Below are 17813 nucleotides of genomic sequence, written 5' to 3'. Positions count from 1 at the left end.
CCGAGGTCGTCGGCCCGCCCCGTCGGGTCAGCGGCTCAGGCGGGACTGGACGTCGCTCTGAGCGGTGGCGAGCAGAGCGGGGATGTCGGCGCTCTTGTCGGTGAGCACCGTCTGGACGACGGTGTCGAGCGCGCCGTACACCTCCTGCGCGTTGTTCACGGGCTCGGGCACGATCGGGATGTCGGCCGACGCCTCGAGGTAGGGCGTGAAGTTCTCGCTCGGCACGTTGATGTAGTCGGCGATCCACGTGAAGTACTCGGAGTACTTGTCGGCGTTCACGACGGGCAGACCGGGCAGACCGGTCACCGACCCGGCTTCGTTCGACGCGCGCGCATCGTCGACGGCGGTGTCCTCATCGAGGAAGCGCTGCAGGTAGAAGAACTCGACCCACTTCACGGCCGCCGTCTTCTCGGCGTCGCTCGCGTTCGGGTTGACGATCTGCACGGTGCCGCCGCTGAGAGTGCCCTGCACTCCCTCGGCCTGGGGCATGCCGCCGATGCCGAACTGCTCGGCGGGCAGCTTCAGGTTCTGGACGACGTTGTAGTACGAGTCGCTCGCGCCGAGGATCATGCCGATCTTGCCGGCGGCGAAGTCCTGCCCCTGCGACTGGACGTCGTAGAGGGTGTTCTCGGGCAGCGTGCCGTCCTCCCAGCGCATCGTCTGGAGCAGATCGAGCGCGTCGGTCGACGGGGCGTCGTCGAAGGTGGCCTTCGAGCCGTCCTCGTTCTCGACCGTCCCGCCGAACGAGTAGGTCATCCCCGTGAACTGCCATCCGCCCGTGTTGGCGGTCGTCAGCACGGAGAAGCCGGCGGCATCGGTCGCGTCGCTGATCTTCTTCGCCGCTTCACGGACCTCGTCCCAGGTCTTCGGCGGGTTCTCGGGGTCGAGACCGGCCTGCGCGAAGAGATCGCGGTTGTAGACGAGCCCGAAGGAGTACGCGTTCGTCGGGATCGCGAAGACGCGGTCGTCGCTGTTCTTCGTCAGGGCGAGGATGGTCGGGTTCAACGCATCGAGCAACCCCTCGCTCTCGAGCGCATCGGTGATGTCCGCTGCCTGATTCCGCTTGATGAGCCCCTGCGGCTCGGTGAGCGGAACGCTCATGACGTCGGGCAGGCTGCCGCCGGCGGCGAGCGCCTGGAACGTCGAGGCGTCGTAGCCCGTCTCGACCGGCTGCAGGTCGATGTCGGGGTTCGCCTTCTCGAACGCGGCGACGCGCTCGTCGTAGTACGCGCGGTCCTCAGGCCGATCGGCGGTCGGGCGATCGCCGATCTCGATCGTGACGGTGCCGTCGGCGGGAGCCGATGCATCGCTGCTGCAGCCGGCGAGGGCGGCGACGGACAGTCCGCCGACGGCGATGGCGGCCGCGACGGAACGGAAACGTTTCGTCATTGAAACTCCTTGATGTGAGTGGCAAGCAGGAAAAACGATTGCTCTCCGATGTCTAGCACCTCTCGGCCCACGACGTCAAAACAAAACTGATTGAGCGTGTCGTGGCCGGGAAGTTCGACGGTCCGTATCGGCGCGAGTGTTGACAGACCGATCTTCAGCCCGCCAGACTGCCCGCTGGACAAACGATTTTCCTACCCGTCCACCACCCGCGCCCACTCGATGAGGAGCACCGCGTGCCGAAGCATCCTTCCCCCCGTCCCGTCCGGCGGCTCGCCTCCGCGACCGCCGCACTCGCACTCAGCGTCACCGCCGGTGTCGCACTGGCAGCACCGGCGTCCGCAGACCCGCCCGCGCTCTCTATCGAGCCCGAAGCCTGGGGCAATCTGTTCCACACCGGCGACACCGTCTCGTTCCGATACGAGACGACGTCGCCGACGGTGACGTGGCGGATCATCGACGGCTGGGGCGAGGTCGTCGACGACGGCACGGAACCGGCCGACGGCGCTCTGGCACCCGAAGTCACCGAAGGCGGGTGGTACCGCCTCGAGGTGACCGCAGCCGGCGACGGAGGAACGAGCGCGGCGACCACGTTCGCGATCCTCCCGGACGCGGATGCCGCAGCCTCGGCGACCGGCCGTTTCGGTGCGGCGACCCATTACGGGCAGTCCTGGGACCCCGCGTCGATGCAGGCGCTGACCGCCGGCGGCTTCGCGCAGCTGCGCGACGAGGTCTATTGGAGCGAGGTCGAGACGCAGCCGGGCGTCTACGACTGGTCGCGCGCCCGCGCCGAGTTCCTCGACCCCGCCCGCGAGCAGGGGATCCGCCCGCTCCTGCTGGCCGGTTACGGAAACCCCCTGTACGACGCGGGCAACGGCCCGGTCAGTCCTGAAGCGGTCGCCGCATATGCCGACTACGCCGCGGCGATGGCCGCCGAGTTCGGCGACATGTCCACGGGTATCGAGGTCTGGAACGAGTGGGACCTCGGGCTCGGCGGCAACACCAACGTCTCCCCCGAGGACTACGTCGGTCTGCTCTCGGCCGCAGCGCCCGCGATCGAGGCGGCCGCGCCCGACCTGCCGATCATCGGGCCGGCGGTGGCGAATCTGAACACCGACTGGCTCGAGCGGACCTTCCAGCTCGGAGCACTCGACCACCTCGACGGCATCGTGCTGCACCCCTACAGCTACCCGGTCGGTGCGGATGCCCTCGACGAGACCCTGACGCGCATCGATGCCCTGGTGCGGCGCTACAACGACGGTCAAACGAAGCCGCTGTGGATCACCGAGCACGGCTGGCCCACCGGCACCAACGCGCGGGCCGTCTCCGAACGGCAGCAGGCCGCCGACATCGCGAAGTCGGCCGTCATCGCCGCGGCCCACGACGCCGCCCGGTACTACGTGTACGACCTCGTCAACGACGGCGTCGACGACGCCGAGACGGAAGAGAACTTCGGTCTGCTGCACCACCCCGACGACGCTCTCGGCGCCTTCACGCCGAAGCCCTCGTTCGCGGCATACTCCGTGGCCGCAGATGCCCTCGCGACGGCGACGTACGCCGAGCGCGACGAGCCGCTCCCGGGCCTGCGCCAGGTTCGATTCGACACCGCCGACGGACCGCTGCACGTCCTGTGGTCCGATACCCCGCAGACCGTGGCGCTCGAAGTGGCCGGTTCCGCTGAGCTGACGACGATGTTCGGCGCGGCCGAGACCGTCGCCGGTGGCGGCCCGGTGCTGGCGCAGACCGGCACGGAACCGCTGTACGTCCGCGGCGATGTGACGGCGATCACGCAGACCGGCACCGACCTGACCCTCGACCCCGGGGTCGTCGGCGCCCCCGTCACGGGTGAGTGGACCGCAGAGGGTCGCGCGGATGCCGCTTCGTCGTGGCGTCTCGTCCTGCCGGACGGCTCGGAGGCGACGCAGACGACCGGCCCCGGCGCGACCGCGAGCACGACGGTCTCGTTCCCGGCCCCCGCGGCCGCGGGGACATACGAGACGAGCGCCCGTGTCTACGAGGGCGATCGCTACGTCGGCACCCTGCGCGCCGCCACGTCGGTGAGCGAGCCCGTGACGCTCCAGGCGGCGCAGGCGCTCACGGACGAGGGCGCGTCGGTGCTCCGCATCCGTATCGCCAATGCGTCCGCCGCGCCCCGCACGCTCGACTCGCTGTCGTACGCGGTCGGTGACGCCGGCGGGCAGCCGGAGACTCCGGCCGTGATCGATGCCGAGGCGGATGTCGTCGTCGACATCCCGCTCGATACGCTGACCGGCCCGGCGTCCTTCACGGCGACCGCGGTCGTCGACGGGTCGACGCTGACCGCCTCGGGGCGTGTCGCGCCCGTCGACGCGGCATCCGTCCTGCCGGCGGCTCACCGCACGATCACCGTCGACGGCTCGCTCGACGATCTCGAGGGGGTCGCACCGATCGCGTTCGCCGCCAACCCCGACGCCGACGACGACGCCGACCAGTCCGCCGTCGCCTGGATCACGTGGGACGAGGAGTACCTGTACCTCTCGGCCGATGTCTCGGACGACGTGCACGACCAGCCCGCGCAGGGCGCGAACATCTGGCAGGGCGATTCGATCCAGTTCACCGTCGCGGGCGGCGCCCCGGGCGCGGCGACGACGTGGCACGAGTTCGGCATGGCGCTCACGAGCGCCGGTCCCCAGCTGTACCGATGGCTCTCCGTCAACGCCGGAGCCGGGCCGGTGCCGGGCGCTCCGGTGGCCATCTCGCGCGACGACGCCGCCGGGCGAACGGTGTACGAGACGGCGATCCCCTGGACCCTGCTGCGCGGCGTCGACCCGACGACGTCGCTCCTGAGCAGCGCCGCGATCGTCAACGAGGCAGACGGGAGCGGGCGTGCCGGCTACCTCTCCTGGGGCGGCGGCATCGCGGGAGAGAAGGATTCCGGCGCGTTCACCGCCGTGCGGCTGCTCCCGGCCCCGGTCGTCGAGCCGCCCTCCGAACCCGCCCAGCCCGCGACACCGGGCGACGACGGTTCGGTGGCGCCCGGCGCCGCGGGAGGGAGCGGGACGGCGGCAGGATCCGCCGAGGCCCGAACCCTCGCGAGCACGGGCGGATCACCGATGTTCGGATGGCTCGGCGCAGCGGTAATGGCCGGAGCCGCCGGTATCGCGCTCCTGACGGCGCAGCGCGCGGCGCGGCGGTCGTGAGCCTCGCTCGCTCGCCTCGGGTCGTCGGCCTGCGCGTGGGGCGGCGGCGGGATCTCGCCGTCGCCGCCTCGCCGCAGCCACCCGTGTCGTGGCTCGTCGAAGCACCCGCCGCGTGGGAGGCGGCCCGAGCCGAGCTCCGCCTCGACGGGTCCACGACCGCGACCATGCGCCCCTACGGCATCCTCGAGGAGTGGCCGTTCGCACCGCTTCGAGCCGGCGCATCGCATCGGCTCGAAGCCCGCGTCGTCGGCGTCGACGGCACAGCGAGCGCCTGGTCGGAGCCCTGCGAGATCCGCCCCGGATTCACCGAGGCGGTGTGGACCGCGCCCTTCCTGCGCCTCGCGAGCCCCGGCCGCGTCGCTCAGCCGTTCTTCGCACGGCGCGAATTCTCCATCGCCGAGACGGTCGTCGCCGCCGAGCTCCACGTGGCGACGCACGGCGTCCATCACGCTCGCATCAACGGCATCGACGTCGACGACGCCGTGCTGAGTCCCGGCTGGACGGCTTACCAGCACCGGCTCCCCCTGCACCTGACCGATGTCACCGCCCTCGTGCGGGTCGGCGCGACGAACGCCCTCACGATCGAGGTCGCCGGCGGCTGGTACACCGAGGCGTACGGTTTCGGCGAGACGGCCGAACGCTTCTACGGCGACCAGCCCGCCGTCGCGCCGCTTCTGCGTCTGCGGCACCGCGACGGCCACGTCGACGAGATCAGCCCCGACGACCGGTGGCGGCTCTACGGCGACGGCGAACTCGTCTCGAGCGGCATCTACGCCGGCGAGGAGGTCGATCTCCGCCGGCATCCGTCCGGCTGGGAATCCGCGGGCTTCGACGACAGCGCGTGGGAGCTCCCCGCCCGGACAGAGCCCGACCGGCAGCCCGAGGTCATCGACGTCGAGCCGGTGCGGCGCATCCGATCCGTGCCGGTCCGGGCCCTGCTCGAGAGCGCTGATCCGGGGCGCGTGCTGCTGGACTTCGGGCAGAACCTCGTCGGACGTGTGAGGTTCCGGGTCTCCGGCCCCGCCGGCACCCGGATCGTGCTGCGGCACGCCGAGGCGCTCGACGATGGACGGCTCGACACCCGCTCGCTCCGGGCAGCCGCTGCGACCGACACCTTCGTCCTCGACGGCGCCGCCGACACCGTCTGCGAAGCACGGTTCACCTTCCATGGGTTCCGCTACGTCGAGGTCGCCGGCTACCCCGGGGAGCTCGACCCCGCCGACTTCGCCGCCGTCGTCCTCCATTCCGATCTGACGCGCACCGGCTGGTTCTCGTGCTCCGACGAGCGACTCACGCGTCTGCACGAGAACATCGTGTGGAGCTTCGCCGGCAACGCCCTCGCGCTGCCCACCGACTGCCCCCAGCGCGACGAGCGACTCGGGTGGACGGGCGACGCCCAGGTGTTCGCCCCGACGGCGGCATCCCTCTTCGATGCGAACGCGTTCTTCGCCTCCTGGCTCGACGACGTCGCCGCCGAGCAGCGCGCGCGAGGCGGCCGGGTGCCGACGGTCGTGCCGCAGACGATCGGGAGGCTGGGCGAGACGATGGCGGCCGGATGGGGCGACGCCATCACCGTCATCCCCTCCGTGATGCACAAGCGGTTCGGCGATCGGGGCCTGCTCGATCGGATGACGGGACCGATGCGGGCATGGGTCGACGCCGTCGCGGATGCCGCGGGACCCGAACGTCTGTGGGAGCGCGGGTTCCAGTACGGCGACTGGCTCGACCCGACCTCCGCCCGGCCCGACAAGGCCAAGACCGACCCGGGCCTCGTCGCCACGGCCTACTTCGCCCGCTCGGCCCAGCTGACCGCGGATGCGCTCGCCCGCTCAGGCGAAGCACCGGCGTCCGTCCGCTACGCCGAGCTCGCCGCCGAGGTGCGCGACGCGTTCGTCGCCGCGTACCTCACCCCGCGGGGCCGCCTCGCCTCGGATGCCCCGACGGCGTACGCGCTCGCCCTCGAGTTCGATCTGCTCCCCGCTCCGCTGCGCGCCGCGGCGGCCGAGCGGCTCGCCTCCCTCCTCCGGGCCGGCGGGTACCGCATGGCGACCGGGTTCCTCGGCACCCCGCTCGTCCTCGATGCGCTCCTGTCGAACGGGCAGGAATGGGCGGCCGAGCGGCTGCTGCTGCAGACGATGTGTCCGTCCTGGCTCTACCCGCTGTCGCAGGGAGCGACGACGGTGTGGGAGCGGTGGGATGCCGTCCGTCCCGACGGCTCGCTGCATCCCTCCGGCATGACGTCCCTCAACCACTACGCGCTCGGCTCCGTCGGCGACGTGTTGCATCGCCGCGTCGGCGGGCTCGCGTGCGCGGAACCCGGCTGGGCCCGTCTACGGATCCAGCCGTGGTTCGTGTCGGCGCTGGATCACGCGAGCGTCGCGCACGACACCCCGCGGGGACGCGCCTCGGTGTCGTGGGAGCGGGATGCCGGCACCCGCGAGCAGGTCCGCGTCCGGGCGCAGGTTCCGCACGGGGTGACGGCAGTCGTCGAGCTCCCCGGTCGCGCGCTGTTCGAGGTGGGCGCCGGAACGCACTCGTGGGAAGCGACCGCCCCGGTCCCCACCGTCCTCGCGGTCGGGGTCGAGTCCGACCTCGCGACGATCGCGGACACGCCGGATGCCTGCGCCGTGGTGTCGCGCACGATCGCCGGCCATTCCCCCGAGATGGCGGAGGAATTCGACGCGTACATCCGGTGGGTTCCCGGCAGTCGGCTGCGCGATGAGCTCGCGGCCGTCTCGGCGCCCGACGCGCTCGTCACCCGCATCGATCGAGCGCTCGCGGCGCTCGCACGCTGACCCGAGGCAGTCGCCCCGCTCCGCTCCTCGGTGTCAAGACCCTGGTGCGCGGGGTCGCTGGCTCTACCGATGAGCCTGGCCGATCCGACCCGGGGATGCGGCCGCAGGGAGACGCCATGGTCACGAACGAACCTCCGCCGACGGAAGCGATGCTCGACGGTCGCTACCTGCTGGGAGAGTGCGTCGGCCAGGGCGGCATGGCCCGTGTGCACCGCGCCGAGGACGTGCTGCTGGGACGTACCGTCGCGGTCAAGCTCCTGCGCCCCGAGCTGGAAGGTGCGAGCACCTCGTCCCGCGCCCGCAGCGAGATGACCGTGCTCGCCTCTCTCAACCACCCCGCCCTCGTGACCCTCTACGACGCGCAACTGGCCCCGGGCCGGGCCGAGTACCTGGTCATGGAGTTCGTCGACGGCCCCACGCTGGCCGCACGTCTCGCCGGCGGTCCGCTGCCGGCTCGGCAGGCCGCCGTCCTCGTCGCCGACCTCGCCGAAGCGCTCCATGTCGTCCACGACGCCGGGATCGTGCACCGCGACATCAAGCCCTCGAACGTCCTCATGGCGCCCGTGCCGCCGCTCGGCGACCGGTCGGGCGCCAAGCTCGCCGATTTCGGGATCTCGGTACTGGTGGACGCCGCACGGCTCACCCAACCCGGTACGGTCGTCGGAACGGCGGCGTACCTCGCACCCGAGCAGCTCACCGGCGCGCCGCCGGCCCCGCCCTCCGACATCTATGCGCTCGGCCTGGTCGCACTCGAAGCGCTCACCGGCCGGCGCGGCTTCCCGAGCGCCGAGGGATTCGGCGAGGCGCTCGCCCGGCTCACCGTCGCACCCGAGATCCCCGACACTCTCGATCCCGCCTGGGCCGCTCTGCTTCGGGACATGACCGCGATGGATCCCGACGACCGGCCGAGCGCGGCAGAGGTCTTCGCGGCGGCGAGGGCTCTCGCGGAACGCCCGGCAGCCCCCGCTCTGCCTCCTGTCCCCGCAGCGGTCGCGGCCGCGACGCCTCCCGCGACGGCCGCGACGACGACCCGCGTCCTCCCCGCGGCGGCTCCCGGGCAGACGACGGCGGTGGCCGCGCGCCGCCGACCCTCGCGGGCGCGGGCCGGACTCGTCGGCGGGCTGGCTGCCGCGGCGCTCGCGGCCACGGCGATCGGCGGTATGTGGCTCGCGGGCTCGACCGGCGAGCCCGCCCCCCGCACACCCGCCGACACGGAGCAGTCCGCCGTTCCCGAACCCGCACCTGCCGAGACGACCGAGCAGGTGACCGTCGTGGACGAGCAGACCGGAGGGCCGGACGAACAGCCGGCCGCGCCCGTGGAGGACACGACGACGCAGGACGGACCGCAATCGGAAGCAGACCGCAAAGCCGCTGAGGACGCAGCGAAGAAGGCCGAGCGAGAAGCCGAGAAGGCCGCGGACGAGCAGAAGAAGGCCGAACAGCGAGAGAACAAGCGCGATCAGGACAAGCCCGGTCAGGACAAACCCGGTCGCGACTGACGGCGCGGCGTCAGGGCGTACAGCCCCGCACGGCATCCCCTGCCCCGCCGTTGGCGCGCACGAGCTGCACCTCGATGCACGTGCGGCCCGACGGGTCGGCAGGCACGGTGACCGTCTCGTCCTCGACCCGCTGCGGTGCGCTCGCGCCGTCGAGCGTGACGGGGTACCAGAGGTACGAATCGCCCTCGGCGGGATTCGGGTTCGTCCAGGTGAACGTCACGTCGGCGCCCGCCACGGCACCCGCGAGATCGCCGACACGCGGGACGAAGCCGGCGAGCGGGTCCTGCGGAGCGCTGGAGGGCGACGCGCTCGCCTGGGGCTCGGCCGGAGCGGTCGGTTGGAGCATGCTCGCGACGACCACGACGGCAACCACCAGCGCCGCGGCGACACCGCCGAGGGCGATCCACAGCCAGGAACGAGAGCGCGCGGGAGCGGCGTCCGCGGACGTACCGGTGTCGGAGTGCTCGGCTGACTCGGGTTGCAAGACGTCCGGGGCCGTCGTGTTCGCGGAGTCGGATGCCGCAGCACGCCGTTGCACCGTGTGATCCGCGACCGGCTCGACCGTGCGCGGACGGCGGACGGTGGCCTCCTGCCCCGCGCGCGCGGAGGGACGCAGCACGGTCTCGTCGGGAGCGGACGGCGCGAACGGCGAACCGGCCGCAGACGGGGCGAACGGCGACGTTGCGTCCGAGCCGCCCTTGCGGCGCGTGGACCCGGCAGGCGGCGCGGTGGTCGGTTCGATGCTCACGATGCCGCGGACGCGAGTCAGCTCGCCGTCGGCATCCTCTTCCTCCTCCGCGTCGGGAGAATCGTCGAGGATGTCGATCGGCGTCACCGAGTGCGCGAGCTCGATCTGCACCCGCTGCAGCGCGCGGGCGAACGCCACCGCACTGTCGAAGCGCGCCGCGGGGCTCTTGGCCATCGCACGCCCGAGCGCCTGCTGCAGCGACGGCGGCACGTCGGCGCGATCGAGCGGTTCGAGCGGCGCGGTCTCGATGCGCTGGATGAGATCGGCGGCTCCGTTACGACCGCCCGGCTGCTCGAAGGGCGAACGCCCCGCGAGGAGGGTGTAGATCGTGGCGCCGAGCGCGTAGACGTCCGAGCGCACGCCGGAGTCGGGCCCATCGGCGAAGGCCTCGGGCGGCGACCACGGAATCGACATGCCGGCGGTCTCGTCGGCGCCGTCGGTCGTCGTCGCGATCCCGAAGTCGGTGAGCGCCGGCCGGTTGTACTCCGTCACGAGGATGTTGGCCGGCTTGATGTCGCGATGGAGGATGCCGGCCCGGTGCGCCGTCTCGACGGCGGCAGCCACCTGGATGCCGACGCGCAGCGCCTCGGCCACCGAGAACGCCGCCGCCCGATAGCGCACCTGCAGGTTCGGCCGCGGACAGTTCTCCATCACGAGATACGGCCGCTGGTCGTCAGCGAGGCCGGCCTGGTAGATCGTGACGATCGCCGGGTGCGTCGACAGCATGGCCATCACGTTCGCCTCGGCGGTGAACTGCTCGACGGAACCACCGGCCATCCGGTCCGGCAGCAGCACCTTCACCGCGACCTTGCGTCGAGGCAGGTGCTGTTCGTAGAGGTAGACGTCGGCGAAGCCGCCCGAGCCGAGCAGTTCGAGGTACGTGAAGCCGGGCAGCTCGGGCGGCGGCGCCGGGGGCCGCTTCGCGCTCACGGGAGATCCTCGAAGGCGATCGTCACGCCGTCGCCGATGTCGAGCACATCGCCCGAGACGACCATCGTCGGCTCGTTCGGGTGCAGCCGCACCGGGTCGTTGCCACCGCGCAGCAGGACCGAGCCGTTCGTCGTGTCTAGGTCGACGACGAGCACGTGCTCGCCCTCGGCACGGATCTCGACGTGGTTGCGCGAGATGTCCTGCTCGGGGCTCTCGACCGCGATGAGCGTCGGCAGCATGTCGCCCGTCGAACGCGACGAACGCGGACGCCGGCCGACGATGACGGTGGTGTCGAGCTCGACGACCTGTCCGTCCGATACGCGGATGCGGCCCCGCGTCAGGCGGCGAGCGGGGACGATCTCCGTCGACTCGTAGACCACGGGCTCGTTCCGCCGAGCGCTGCGGATGTCGGCGACGGCGATGGTCTCGCCGTCGTGATCACCCGCCGGCTCGGGCGGGGACGACACGACGGTGGCATCGTCGGCGGGGGATGCCGGCTCCGCCGCTTCGGGCTGATCGGCCGGAAGCGTCGGGCGCACGACCGTCTCGCCCCAGATCATCGCGTGCTCTTCGGCGGCGGCCGTGTCGCCGAGCGGGACGAACGTCTGCGCACCGGGCGATTCGTCGAACGGGATGTCGTTCTCGTCGTCCGACGGGTCGCTCGGAGTCGCCGACCCGGTGACCGGCGCAGCCGGCTCCTCGGGCTCGGGCGTGGGCTCTGGTTCGGGCTCGGGCGTGGGCTCGGGTTCGGGCTCGGGCGTGGGCTCGGGTTCGGGCGTGGGCTCGGGTTCGGGCGTGGGCTCGGGTGCGCGCTGCACAGGCGCCGGTGCGGCGGGTGCCGGCGCACCGGGTGCCGACGCGCCGGCGACGAACGGGCTCGCGGGCCGGACGCCGGGACGCGCCCCCGTGAGGTCGACGGTGATCGAGTCCGCCGCGACGACGCCCTCGACGAAGGGAAGCGACGCGGTCTCGTCCGCCGCGGCGGCGAACAGCGCCGACGCCCGGTGCACCCCCGGGATGTGACGCTCGACCCAGGTCGAGACGCCCTGACCCGAGACCGAGAGCGGGCCCGACTCGGCCTCGACGACGAGCTCGACCGGCCCGCGTACGGCGACGCGGAGCCCATCGCCTTCCACGATGGCCAGGATGAAGTCGGGAATGGCCGCGAGCGAGGTGCCGAACGCGCCGGTGAGAGCCTCGATGACCGCTCCGATGCCCCGCTCCTCCAGGCGGCGCCAGACGGCCTCGACCGTCGGGATCGACACGTTCGCGGGCAGAGCGACGGCAGCCGCGGGCGCGAGGGCGACGCGCCAGTGCTCCGCGCCCGTCGCCGGGACGTACCGGACCTCGACCATCAGGCTCTCCCCCCTGCGGCCGCTGCGCGCGGCCGGGTGTCTATGTCTGCGTCATCCGGCTGGGCGGACGGCACGGTGTCGTACACATCGTCGCCGCCCTCGCCCGACGCGTCGACGACGATGACCGTGACGTTGTCACGACCACCGTGCAGCAAGGCTTCGTGGACGAGTCGTTGGGCGGCTTCCTGCGGCTCGGCTTCCTCGTCGAGGATACGGGCGATCCGCTCGTCGTCGAGCTCTGTCGACAGCCCGTCCGAGCAGACGAGGATGCGGTCGCCGCTCTCCGCGGGCAGCATCCAGAAGTCGGCCTGGCCGACGCTGCCCGCCCCGAGCGCACGTGTGATCTCGTTGCGCCGCGCATGACGGGCCGCCGTCTCGGCATCCATCTGTCCCGAGTCGACGAGCTCTTGCACGACGGAATGGTCGACGCTGATCTGCTCGAGCCGGCCGCGGGCCCACCGGTACGTCCGCGAGTCGCCGATGTTGAGCGTCAGCCAGTAGCCGGCATCGCCGACACGGGTCAGCACGACCCCGGTGAGAGTCGTGCCTGCCGCGCGCTGACCGGTCGCGAGGGCATCGATGTTCGTGCGGGCTCGTTCGATGGCGGCCCGCACGTCTTGGTGCGACACCGCCGCGACACCCACCAGCGACGCGAACTCGGCGACCGCGGCAGCGCTCGCCCGTGCACCGGCCTCGTGACCGCCCATGCCGTCGGCCACGACGAAGACGGGCTCGTCGGCGAGGTAGGAGTCCTCGTTCGCGCGGCCGCGCAGCCCGGCATGCGTCGCCGCACCGTGTCCGACCCGGAGAGACATCGACGTCACCGCATGACCTCGATGACGAGCCATCGATCGCCGAGGTCGAGCCTGTCTCCGCTGCGCAGCACGGTCTGAACCCCGGGCACCACCGGAACACGGTCGGTTCCGCGGGTCACGACGACCCCGTTCATCGACGCACGATCGATGACGACGAGACCGCCGGGCTCCTGGGGCACGAGCTCGAAGTGCGTGCGCGACAGCGTCAGCGTCTCATCGCGCAGCACGACCGCATCGGTGCCGGCGATGCGCGACGGGTCTCGGCCGAAGACGGTCCGACCGTAGACGGCCGTGCGCGTGCCGTCATCCCACAGCAGCAGCGCACGCGCCCCGCTCCGGATGTCGGGCACCCCTGAGAGCGGTTCCGTGTCGAAGATCATCGCGCTCATGCCCCACCTCCGCGAGCTCGGCGGGTTCGGCCCCGCAGGAGCGAGCGCAGGCTCAGCCGTGCCCGCAGGCGGCGCCAGACCGACACCCGACCGCTCATGCCCACGACGATCGCGTCGACCTCCCGCCAGAAGGCGTCGACGTCCTCCGCGGTCGGTTCGCCCGGTCCGAACACGCGGGCATCGGCGGACGTCGCGAGGGCGGTCACGTCGGGCTGCTCCATCGTCGCGGCCACGACCTGTGCGCTCTCGGTGCGGGTCGCACCCGATGCGACGGGGGCGTTCAGGTCGACAGCACGGTCGATCAGCTCGTCCCACCCGCCGGAGATGCGGTCGGCGGGTTTCTCGGCGTTGCGCCGCTTGGTGCGTCGGGCCGTCTTGACGGCACCCATGATCACGAACGGAGCGAAGATGATCGCGAGCACGCCGATGCCGATGCCGACCGGGGCGAGGATGGCGCCGATCCAGTCGAAGCCGGGATCGTCCTCCTCCTCCTGGTCGCGGTCGTTCGCGATCGCGGGAGGCAGGTCCGCCGGCTCCTGGGCGGGCGGCGGCGGCTGCAGCACCTGCGGCTTGGGATTGGCTCGCGGGGTCGTCGTCTGCTCGTTCGGCTCATTGTCCTCGTCGGGGGTCGGATCGAACGGGACCCATCCGTACCCCTCGAAGGCGACCTCGACCCAGGCATGGACGTTGTCGCCCGTCGCCGTGAACTCGCCGGCGGTGTCACCTTCTTCGGGGTGCCACCCCATCACCACGCGCGCCGGGATGCCCAGCTGCGCCGACAGCAGCGCCATCGCGACGGCGTACTGCTCGTCGTCGCCGATGATCTCGTCGCCGCCGAAGAAGCTCGTGATGCGGGCGGCACCGTGGCCGGATGGCGAATACGGGTCGTCCTCGAGTCCGTGACTGAAGTATCCGTCGGTCGAGAGCCAGTCGGCCAGGGCGCGGACCTGCTTGATCGGCGTCTCCGCATCGCCCACGGCATCCGTCGCGATCTGAGACAGCCCGTCGGGGATGCCCTCCTGCTTCGGCATCTTCAGCGGCGCGAAAGCCGCGTCGGCGAGCGCTTGGTCGGTGGGCAGGACGGGGAACACGGTGTCGACCGTGTAGGTCGTCCCGGGCGCGAGTCCCGCGGTGACGGCTGCCGTGCCCGTGGCGTCGTTGTAGTGGGCGGTGCGGCGCAGTTCGTCGGCGCGTTCGCCCTCGAACTCGATCGACCGCACGGCGCCGGCGTCAGGGAGCCACACGCCGCGCAGCTCGTCGATCTCGAACTGCAGCTCGCCGGGCACGCCCTCGGCGTCGGGCGACATGTTCGACCGCAGGGGCGTGAACGAGCTCGACGAACCGGCCCCCTCGTCCGACACGTTGAAGACGATGCCGTTGTACGCGTCCATCGTCGCGAGGCGGATGCGTCCGTCGTCCGGAAGTCCCTGCACCGTGAACAGCGGCGTCTCGGCGTCGTCACGCACGAGGCCGCGGAAGGCCTGCAACGGGCTCGGGTACTGCTTGACGTCGAAGGGCGGGATGACGATGTCGCGCAGCACGTATCGCGTCGACGGGGGGCTCGCGACGGCGGCGGTCGCGACGCCGGCGCCCACGGCGACGGCGACGACGGCCGTTCCCGAGATCAGGCGGCGCAAGCGCGTGTGCCGGAGGGTCGCGGCATCCGATGTCGCCGTGGGTTCGATGCGCACGGCCGCGTTGTCGGGATCCCACGCCTGTCGCAGCGCGAGCCATACCGCCGCGACGACGGCGAAGACGACGCCCTGCAGGACGGGCACGGCCGGCTCGGTCATCCCGAGCAGGATCTGCGTCACGAGGAAGGCCGTCACCGGGATCAACGCCCACGCCGCCTGTCGCAGTCGCAGCGCGAGAGACGCCGTGAGCACCGCCGCGACGAGCGTCAGCAGGAACGGCACGATCAGATGCCCGTCGTACGGCGCCACCGGGGCGACGGTCGTGAGCAGGCGCTTCCACGACTGGACGGAGCCCAGGGCGAGCTGCGTCCAGGTGTCGAGCGTGGGGATGACGCCGAACAACGCGGTCTGCGGCAGCGCCAGCGCGCCGCCGAAGATGAAGTAGGCCGCGACGGTGAGTCCCGCCGTCGGCAGCACTCCCCAGCGGCGACGAGCGCACAGCCAGGCGATGCCGACCCCGATGACGAGCGCGCCGAACCCCGCCACGAGGTAGGCGCCGCCGTCGAAGGTCGGCCCGAATCCGACGATCGCGACGGCGAGCAGCAGTGCGACGGCGACGAGGTCGAGGACGAGTCGACGGCGCGCGGGCGACATCACGAGAGCACCTTCCGCATGGCGGGCGCGAGCTGGTCGAGCGCGCTGATCGAGATGACGTCGGCATCGCCGACGCGACGCAGCAACGGCACCTCGACCGAGCGATCGGCGACGACGGCGAGCACGCGGACCCCCTGCGGCAGTCGCGAGCAGGCGAGCTTGAGCTCGGCCGAGTCCGTTCCCGAGCCGCAGAACAGCACGACGATCGCGATGCCGTGGGAGTTGATCGCGATCGTTCCCGAAAGAGCGACGATGCCGCCGTCCCGCTGACGCGAGTGCTCGAGAGCCGACAGGTTGTCGAGCAGACGACGCGGTCCCTGCGTGCGCAGCGGGCCGCGCTGCGTGCGAGCCTCGAGCACGCGCGAGTCGCGCAGGGCGCGCAGACCGATCGATCCGGCCGCCGAGATCGCGAGCTCGAACTCGTCGGGGTCGGCGTAGTCGCCGGCGTAGGTGGACAGCCCGAGCACGAAGTGCGACCGGCGGGTCTCCTCGTACTGACGCATCATGAGGTTGCCGACGCGTGCTGTGGACTTCCAGTGCACGTGGCGCAGGTCGTCTCCCGGCTGATACTCCCGCAGCGCGTGGAACGACACGTCGTCGCGGGCCAGCTGCGTCGAGGGAAGCCCTTCGAGGTCGCGCAGACGCCCGAGCGAGAGCCCCTCGAGGGGAACGGTACGCGGGTGCACGTAGAGGTCGACGGCCTGCCGGCGGTCGCTGCTGCGTTCGAAGAGTCCCAGCGGATCGCCGCGCAACACACTGACCGGACCCACCGCCAGCACACCGCGCGCGGTGGTGGGGATGGCGAACAGCTCTTCGTGGGTGGCCTGCGGCGCAAGCCGCGGCACGTCGAACTCGCCGCGGCCGGAGCCGACCGGCAGGACGACTCGCGACGGCAGAATCGACCGCGATGTCCCGTTGACGAGGGTCAGCCCGCCGATCGCGCGCTCACCGACGACGACGTGCGTGCGCGTGAGATCGAGATCGACGTCGTAGGCCGTGCCGCCGAAGAGGAACGGCACGCTGACGACGACGATGACCGTGAGGATGACGGCCGCGATGACCATCTCCTGCCAGCCGAAGCTGAGGGCGACGACCCAGAGCAGCACGGTCGCGAACAGCATGACCCACCCGAGCGGGCGGATGGTGCGGGTGACGAGGCGGATGCCGCGCCGCGCGACCGCCCACCACGATTCGAGCCGTTCGCGCCAGACGACCAGCCGCGACGGGGCTTCCGCGTTGACGGGAGCGGCGTGGGCCGACAGGGTCGTCGTCCCCACCTGGACGGTGGCATCGGCGTCGCGCGTCGTCTCCCCGACGGTCCGCGTGTCGGCGGTGGCTCCTGCCGTGCGGTCGGCACCCCCCTCACCGGCGGCAGCACCGCGGCCCCGGCGCGTGCGACGCGTCGGGTTCGGGGCGGCAGGGGGTGTGGCCATCAAGCGTCCGCTCGTGCGAGGGGTGCCTCGACGTCGGCGAGGGCGTTGTTCATGACGGTCTCGGCGGTCGTGCCGGTGAACTCCGCTTCGGGGTCGAGAACCAGACGGTGAGCCCACACCGGCAACGCGAGCAGCTTGATGTCGTCGGGCACGACGTAGTGACGCCCCTGCGCGGCGGCGTAGACCTTGGCGATGCGGATCATGGCGATCGCGCCGCGCACCGAGACGCCCAGTCGCGTCGCCGACGCCTCACGGGTGGCCTCGACGATCTGCGCCGCGTAGCGGGCGACGACCGGATCGATGTGGACGGTCGCGGCCAGATCGGCCATCTCACCCACGGCACGCGTCGTGATCACGGGCTTGAGGCTCGCCGACGGGTTGCGGTCGACCGCGCCGACGAGGATGCGCTCCGAGACCGCCAGGGTCGGATATCCGATCGACGTCTTGATCATGAAGCGGTCGAGCTGAGCCTCGGGCAGCTTGTAGGTACCGGCCTGCTCGATCGGGTTCTGGGTCGCGATGACGAGGAACGGGCGGCCCACCTCGTGCGCGACGCCGTCGACGGTCACGCGCGACTCCTCCATGACCTCCAGCAGTGCCGACTGGGTCTTGGGCGACGCACGGTTGATCTCGTCGGCGAGCACGATCGAGGCGAACACGGGGCCACGGTGGAACTCGAAGCGCTTGTTCGCCTGGTCGTAGATCGTGACGCCGGTGACATCCGAGGGCAGCAGGTCCGGCGTGAACTGGATGCGCGTCGAGGTGCCCTGCACGCTCGCCGCGATCGCCTTCGCGAGGCTCGTCTTGCCCGTTCCCGGCGCATCTTCCAGCAGCACGTGTCCCTCGGCGATCATCGCCGACAGCACGAGGGCCACGACCTCGCGCTTGCCGAGGAGGGCGGCGTCGACGTTGTCGATCAGGCGCGTGAAGGTGTCGCGGAACCACGCTGCCTGCTCGGGTGTCATGCTCATTCGTTCGTTCTCATTCCTCGTGATG

The 17813-nt window shown here is 71.6% G+C and carries 11 protein-coding genes; 3 read left to right on the top strand and 8 right to left on the bottom strand.

The window, feature by feature from the left end:
- Positions 1–27: 27 nt before the first annotated feature.
- The gene (locus AA0Y20_RS04215) at positions 28–1389 is read right to left on the bottom strand and encodes an extracellular solute-binding protein (RefSeq protein WP_412937661.1); all 1362 of its coding nucleotides are present in this window, start codon (positions 1387–1389) and stop codon (positions 28–30) included.
- Between the two features lie 233 nt (positions 1390–1622).
- On the opposite strand from AA0Y20_RS04215, the gene AA0Y20_RS04210 reads away from it, so the two are divergent.
- The 3 genes from AA0Y20_RS04210 (at position 1623) to AA0Y20_RS04200 (ending at position 8859) form a co-directional block, all read left to right on the top strand.
- Positions 1623–4565, top strand: coding sequence for a sugar-binding protein (locus AA0Y20_RS04210; protein WP_412937660.1), 2943 nt, complete (start codon positions 1623–1625; stop codon positions 4563–4565).
- A complete protein-coding gene (locus AA0Y20_RS04205) occupies positions 4562–7360 on the top strand; it encodes a family 78 glycoside hydrolase catalytic domain (protein ID WP_412937659.1) in 2799 nt (932 codons plus the stop codon). The genes AA0Y20_RS04210 and AA0Y20_RS04205 overlap by 4 nt, the downstream gene beginning before the upstream one ends.
- A gap of 116 nt (positions 7361–7476) precedes the next feature.
- Positions 7477–8859 carry a serine/threonine-protein kinase gene (locus AA0Y20_RS04200; RefSeq protein ID WP_412937658.1) on the top strand — a complete coding sequence of 461 codons (1383 nt, stop codon included), beginning with the start codon at positions 7477–7479 and terminating at the stop codon, positions 8857–8859.
- Positions 8860–8869: 10 nt separating this feature from the next.
- On the opposite strand, the gene AA0Y20_RS04195 is transcribed toward AA0Y20_RS04200, so the two are convergent.
- From AA0Y20_RS04195 to AA0Y20_RS04165, 7 genes are read right to left on the bottom strand one after another with little or no spacing between them, the layout of a single operon-like run.
- Positions 8870–10537 (bottom strand): protein kinase domain-containing protein, encoded by a 1668-nt coding sequence (locus tag AA0Y20_RS04195; RefSeq protein WP_412937656.1) that lies wholly within the window; start codon positions 10535–10537, stop codon positions 8870–8872.
- Positions 10534–11892 (bottom strand): FHA domain-containing protein, encoded by a 1359-nt coding sequence (locus AA0Y20_RS04190; protein ID WP_412937655.1) that lies wholly within the window; start codon positions 11890–11892, stop codon positions 10534–10536. The genes AA0Y20_RS04195 and AA0Y20_RS04190 overlap by 4 nt, the downstream gene beginning before the upstream one ends.
- A complete protein-coding gene (locus AA0Y20_RS04185) occupies positions 11892–12707 on the bottom strand; it encodes a PP2C family protein-serine/threonine phosphatase (protein ID WP_412939699.1) in 816 nt (271 codons plus the stop codon). The genes AA0Y20_RS04190 and AA0Y20_RS04185 overlap by 1 nt, the downstream gene beginning before the upstream one ends.
- Positions 12708–12712: 5 nt before the next feature.
- Positions 12713–13096 (bottom strand): FHA domain-containing protein, encoded by a 384-nt coding sequence (locus AA0Y20_RS04180; protein WP_412937654.1) that lies wholly within the window; start codon positions 13094–13096, stop codon positions 12713–12715.
- Positions 13093–15384: a transglutaminase-like domain-containing protein gene (locus AA0Y20_RS04175; RefSeq protein WP_412939698.1), complete on the bottom strand. Its 2292-nt coding sequence runs from the start codon at positions 15382–15384 to the stop codon at positions 13093–13095. Before AA0Y20_RS04175 ends, AA0Y20_RS04180 begins: the two co-directional genes overlap by 4 nt.
- Positions 15384–16817, bottom strand: a complete 1434-nt coding sequence (locus AA0Y20_RS04170) for a DUF58 domain-containing protein (protein ID WP_412937653.1) — start codon at positions 16815–16817, stop codon at positions 15384–15386. The genes AA0Y20_RS04175 and AA0Y20_RS04170 overlap by 1 nt, the downstream gene beginning before the upstream one ends.
- Positions 16817–17788: an AAA family ATPase gene (locus AA0Y20_RS04165; protein WP_412937651.1), complete on the bottom strand. Its 972-nt coding sequence runs from the start codon at positions 17786–17788 to the stop codon at positions 16817–16819. The genes AA0Y20_RS04170 and AA0Y20_RS04165 overlap by 1 nt, the downstream gene beginning before the upstream one ends.
- Between the last annotated feature and the right edge of the window lie 25 nt (positions 17789–17813).

It is taken from the genome of Microbacterium pratiae (assembly GCF_047302165.1).
GTDB lineage: Bacteria > Actinomycetota > Actinomycetes > Actinomycetales > Microbacteriaceae > Microbacterium.
This window is presented reverse-complemented; position numbering and strand designations above follow the sequence as displayed.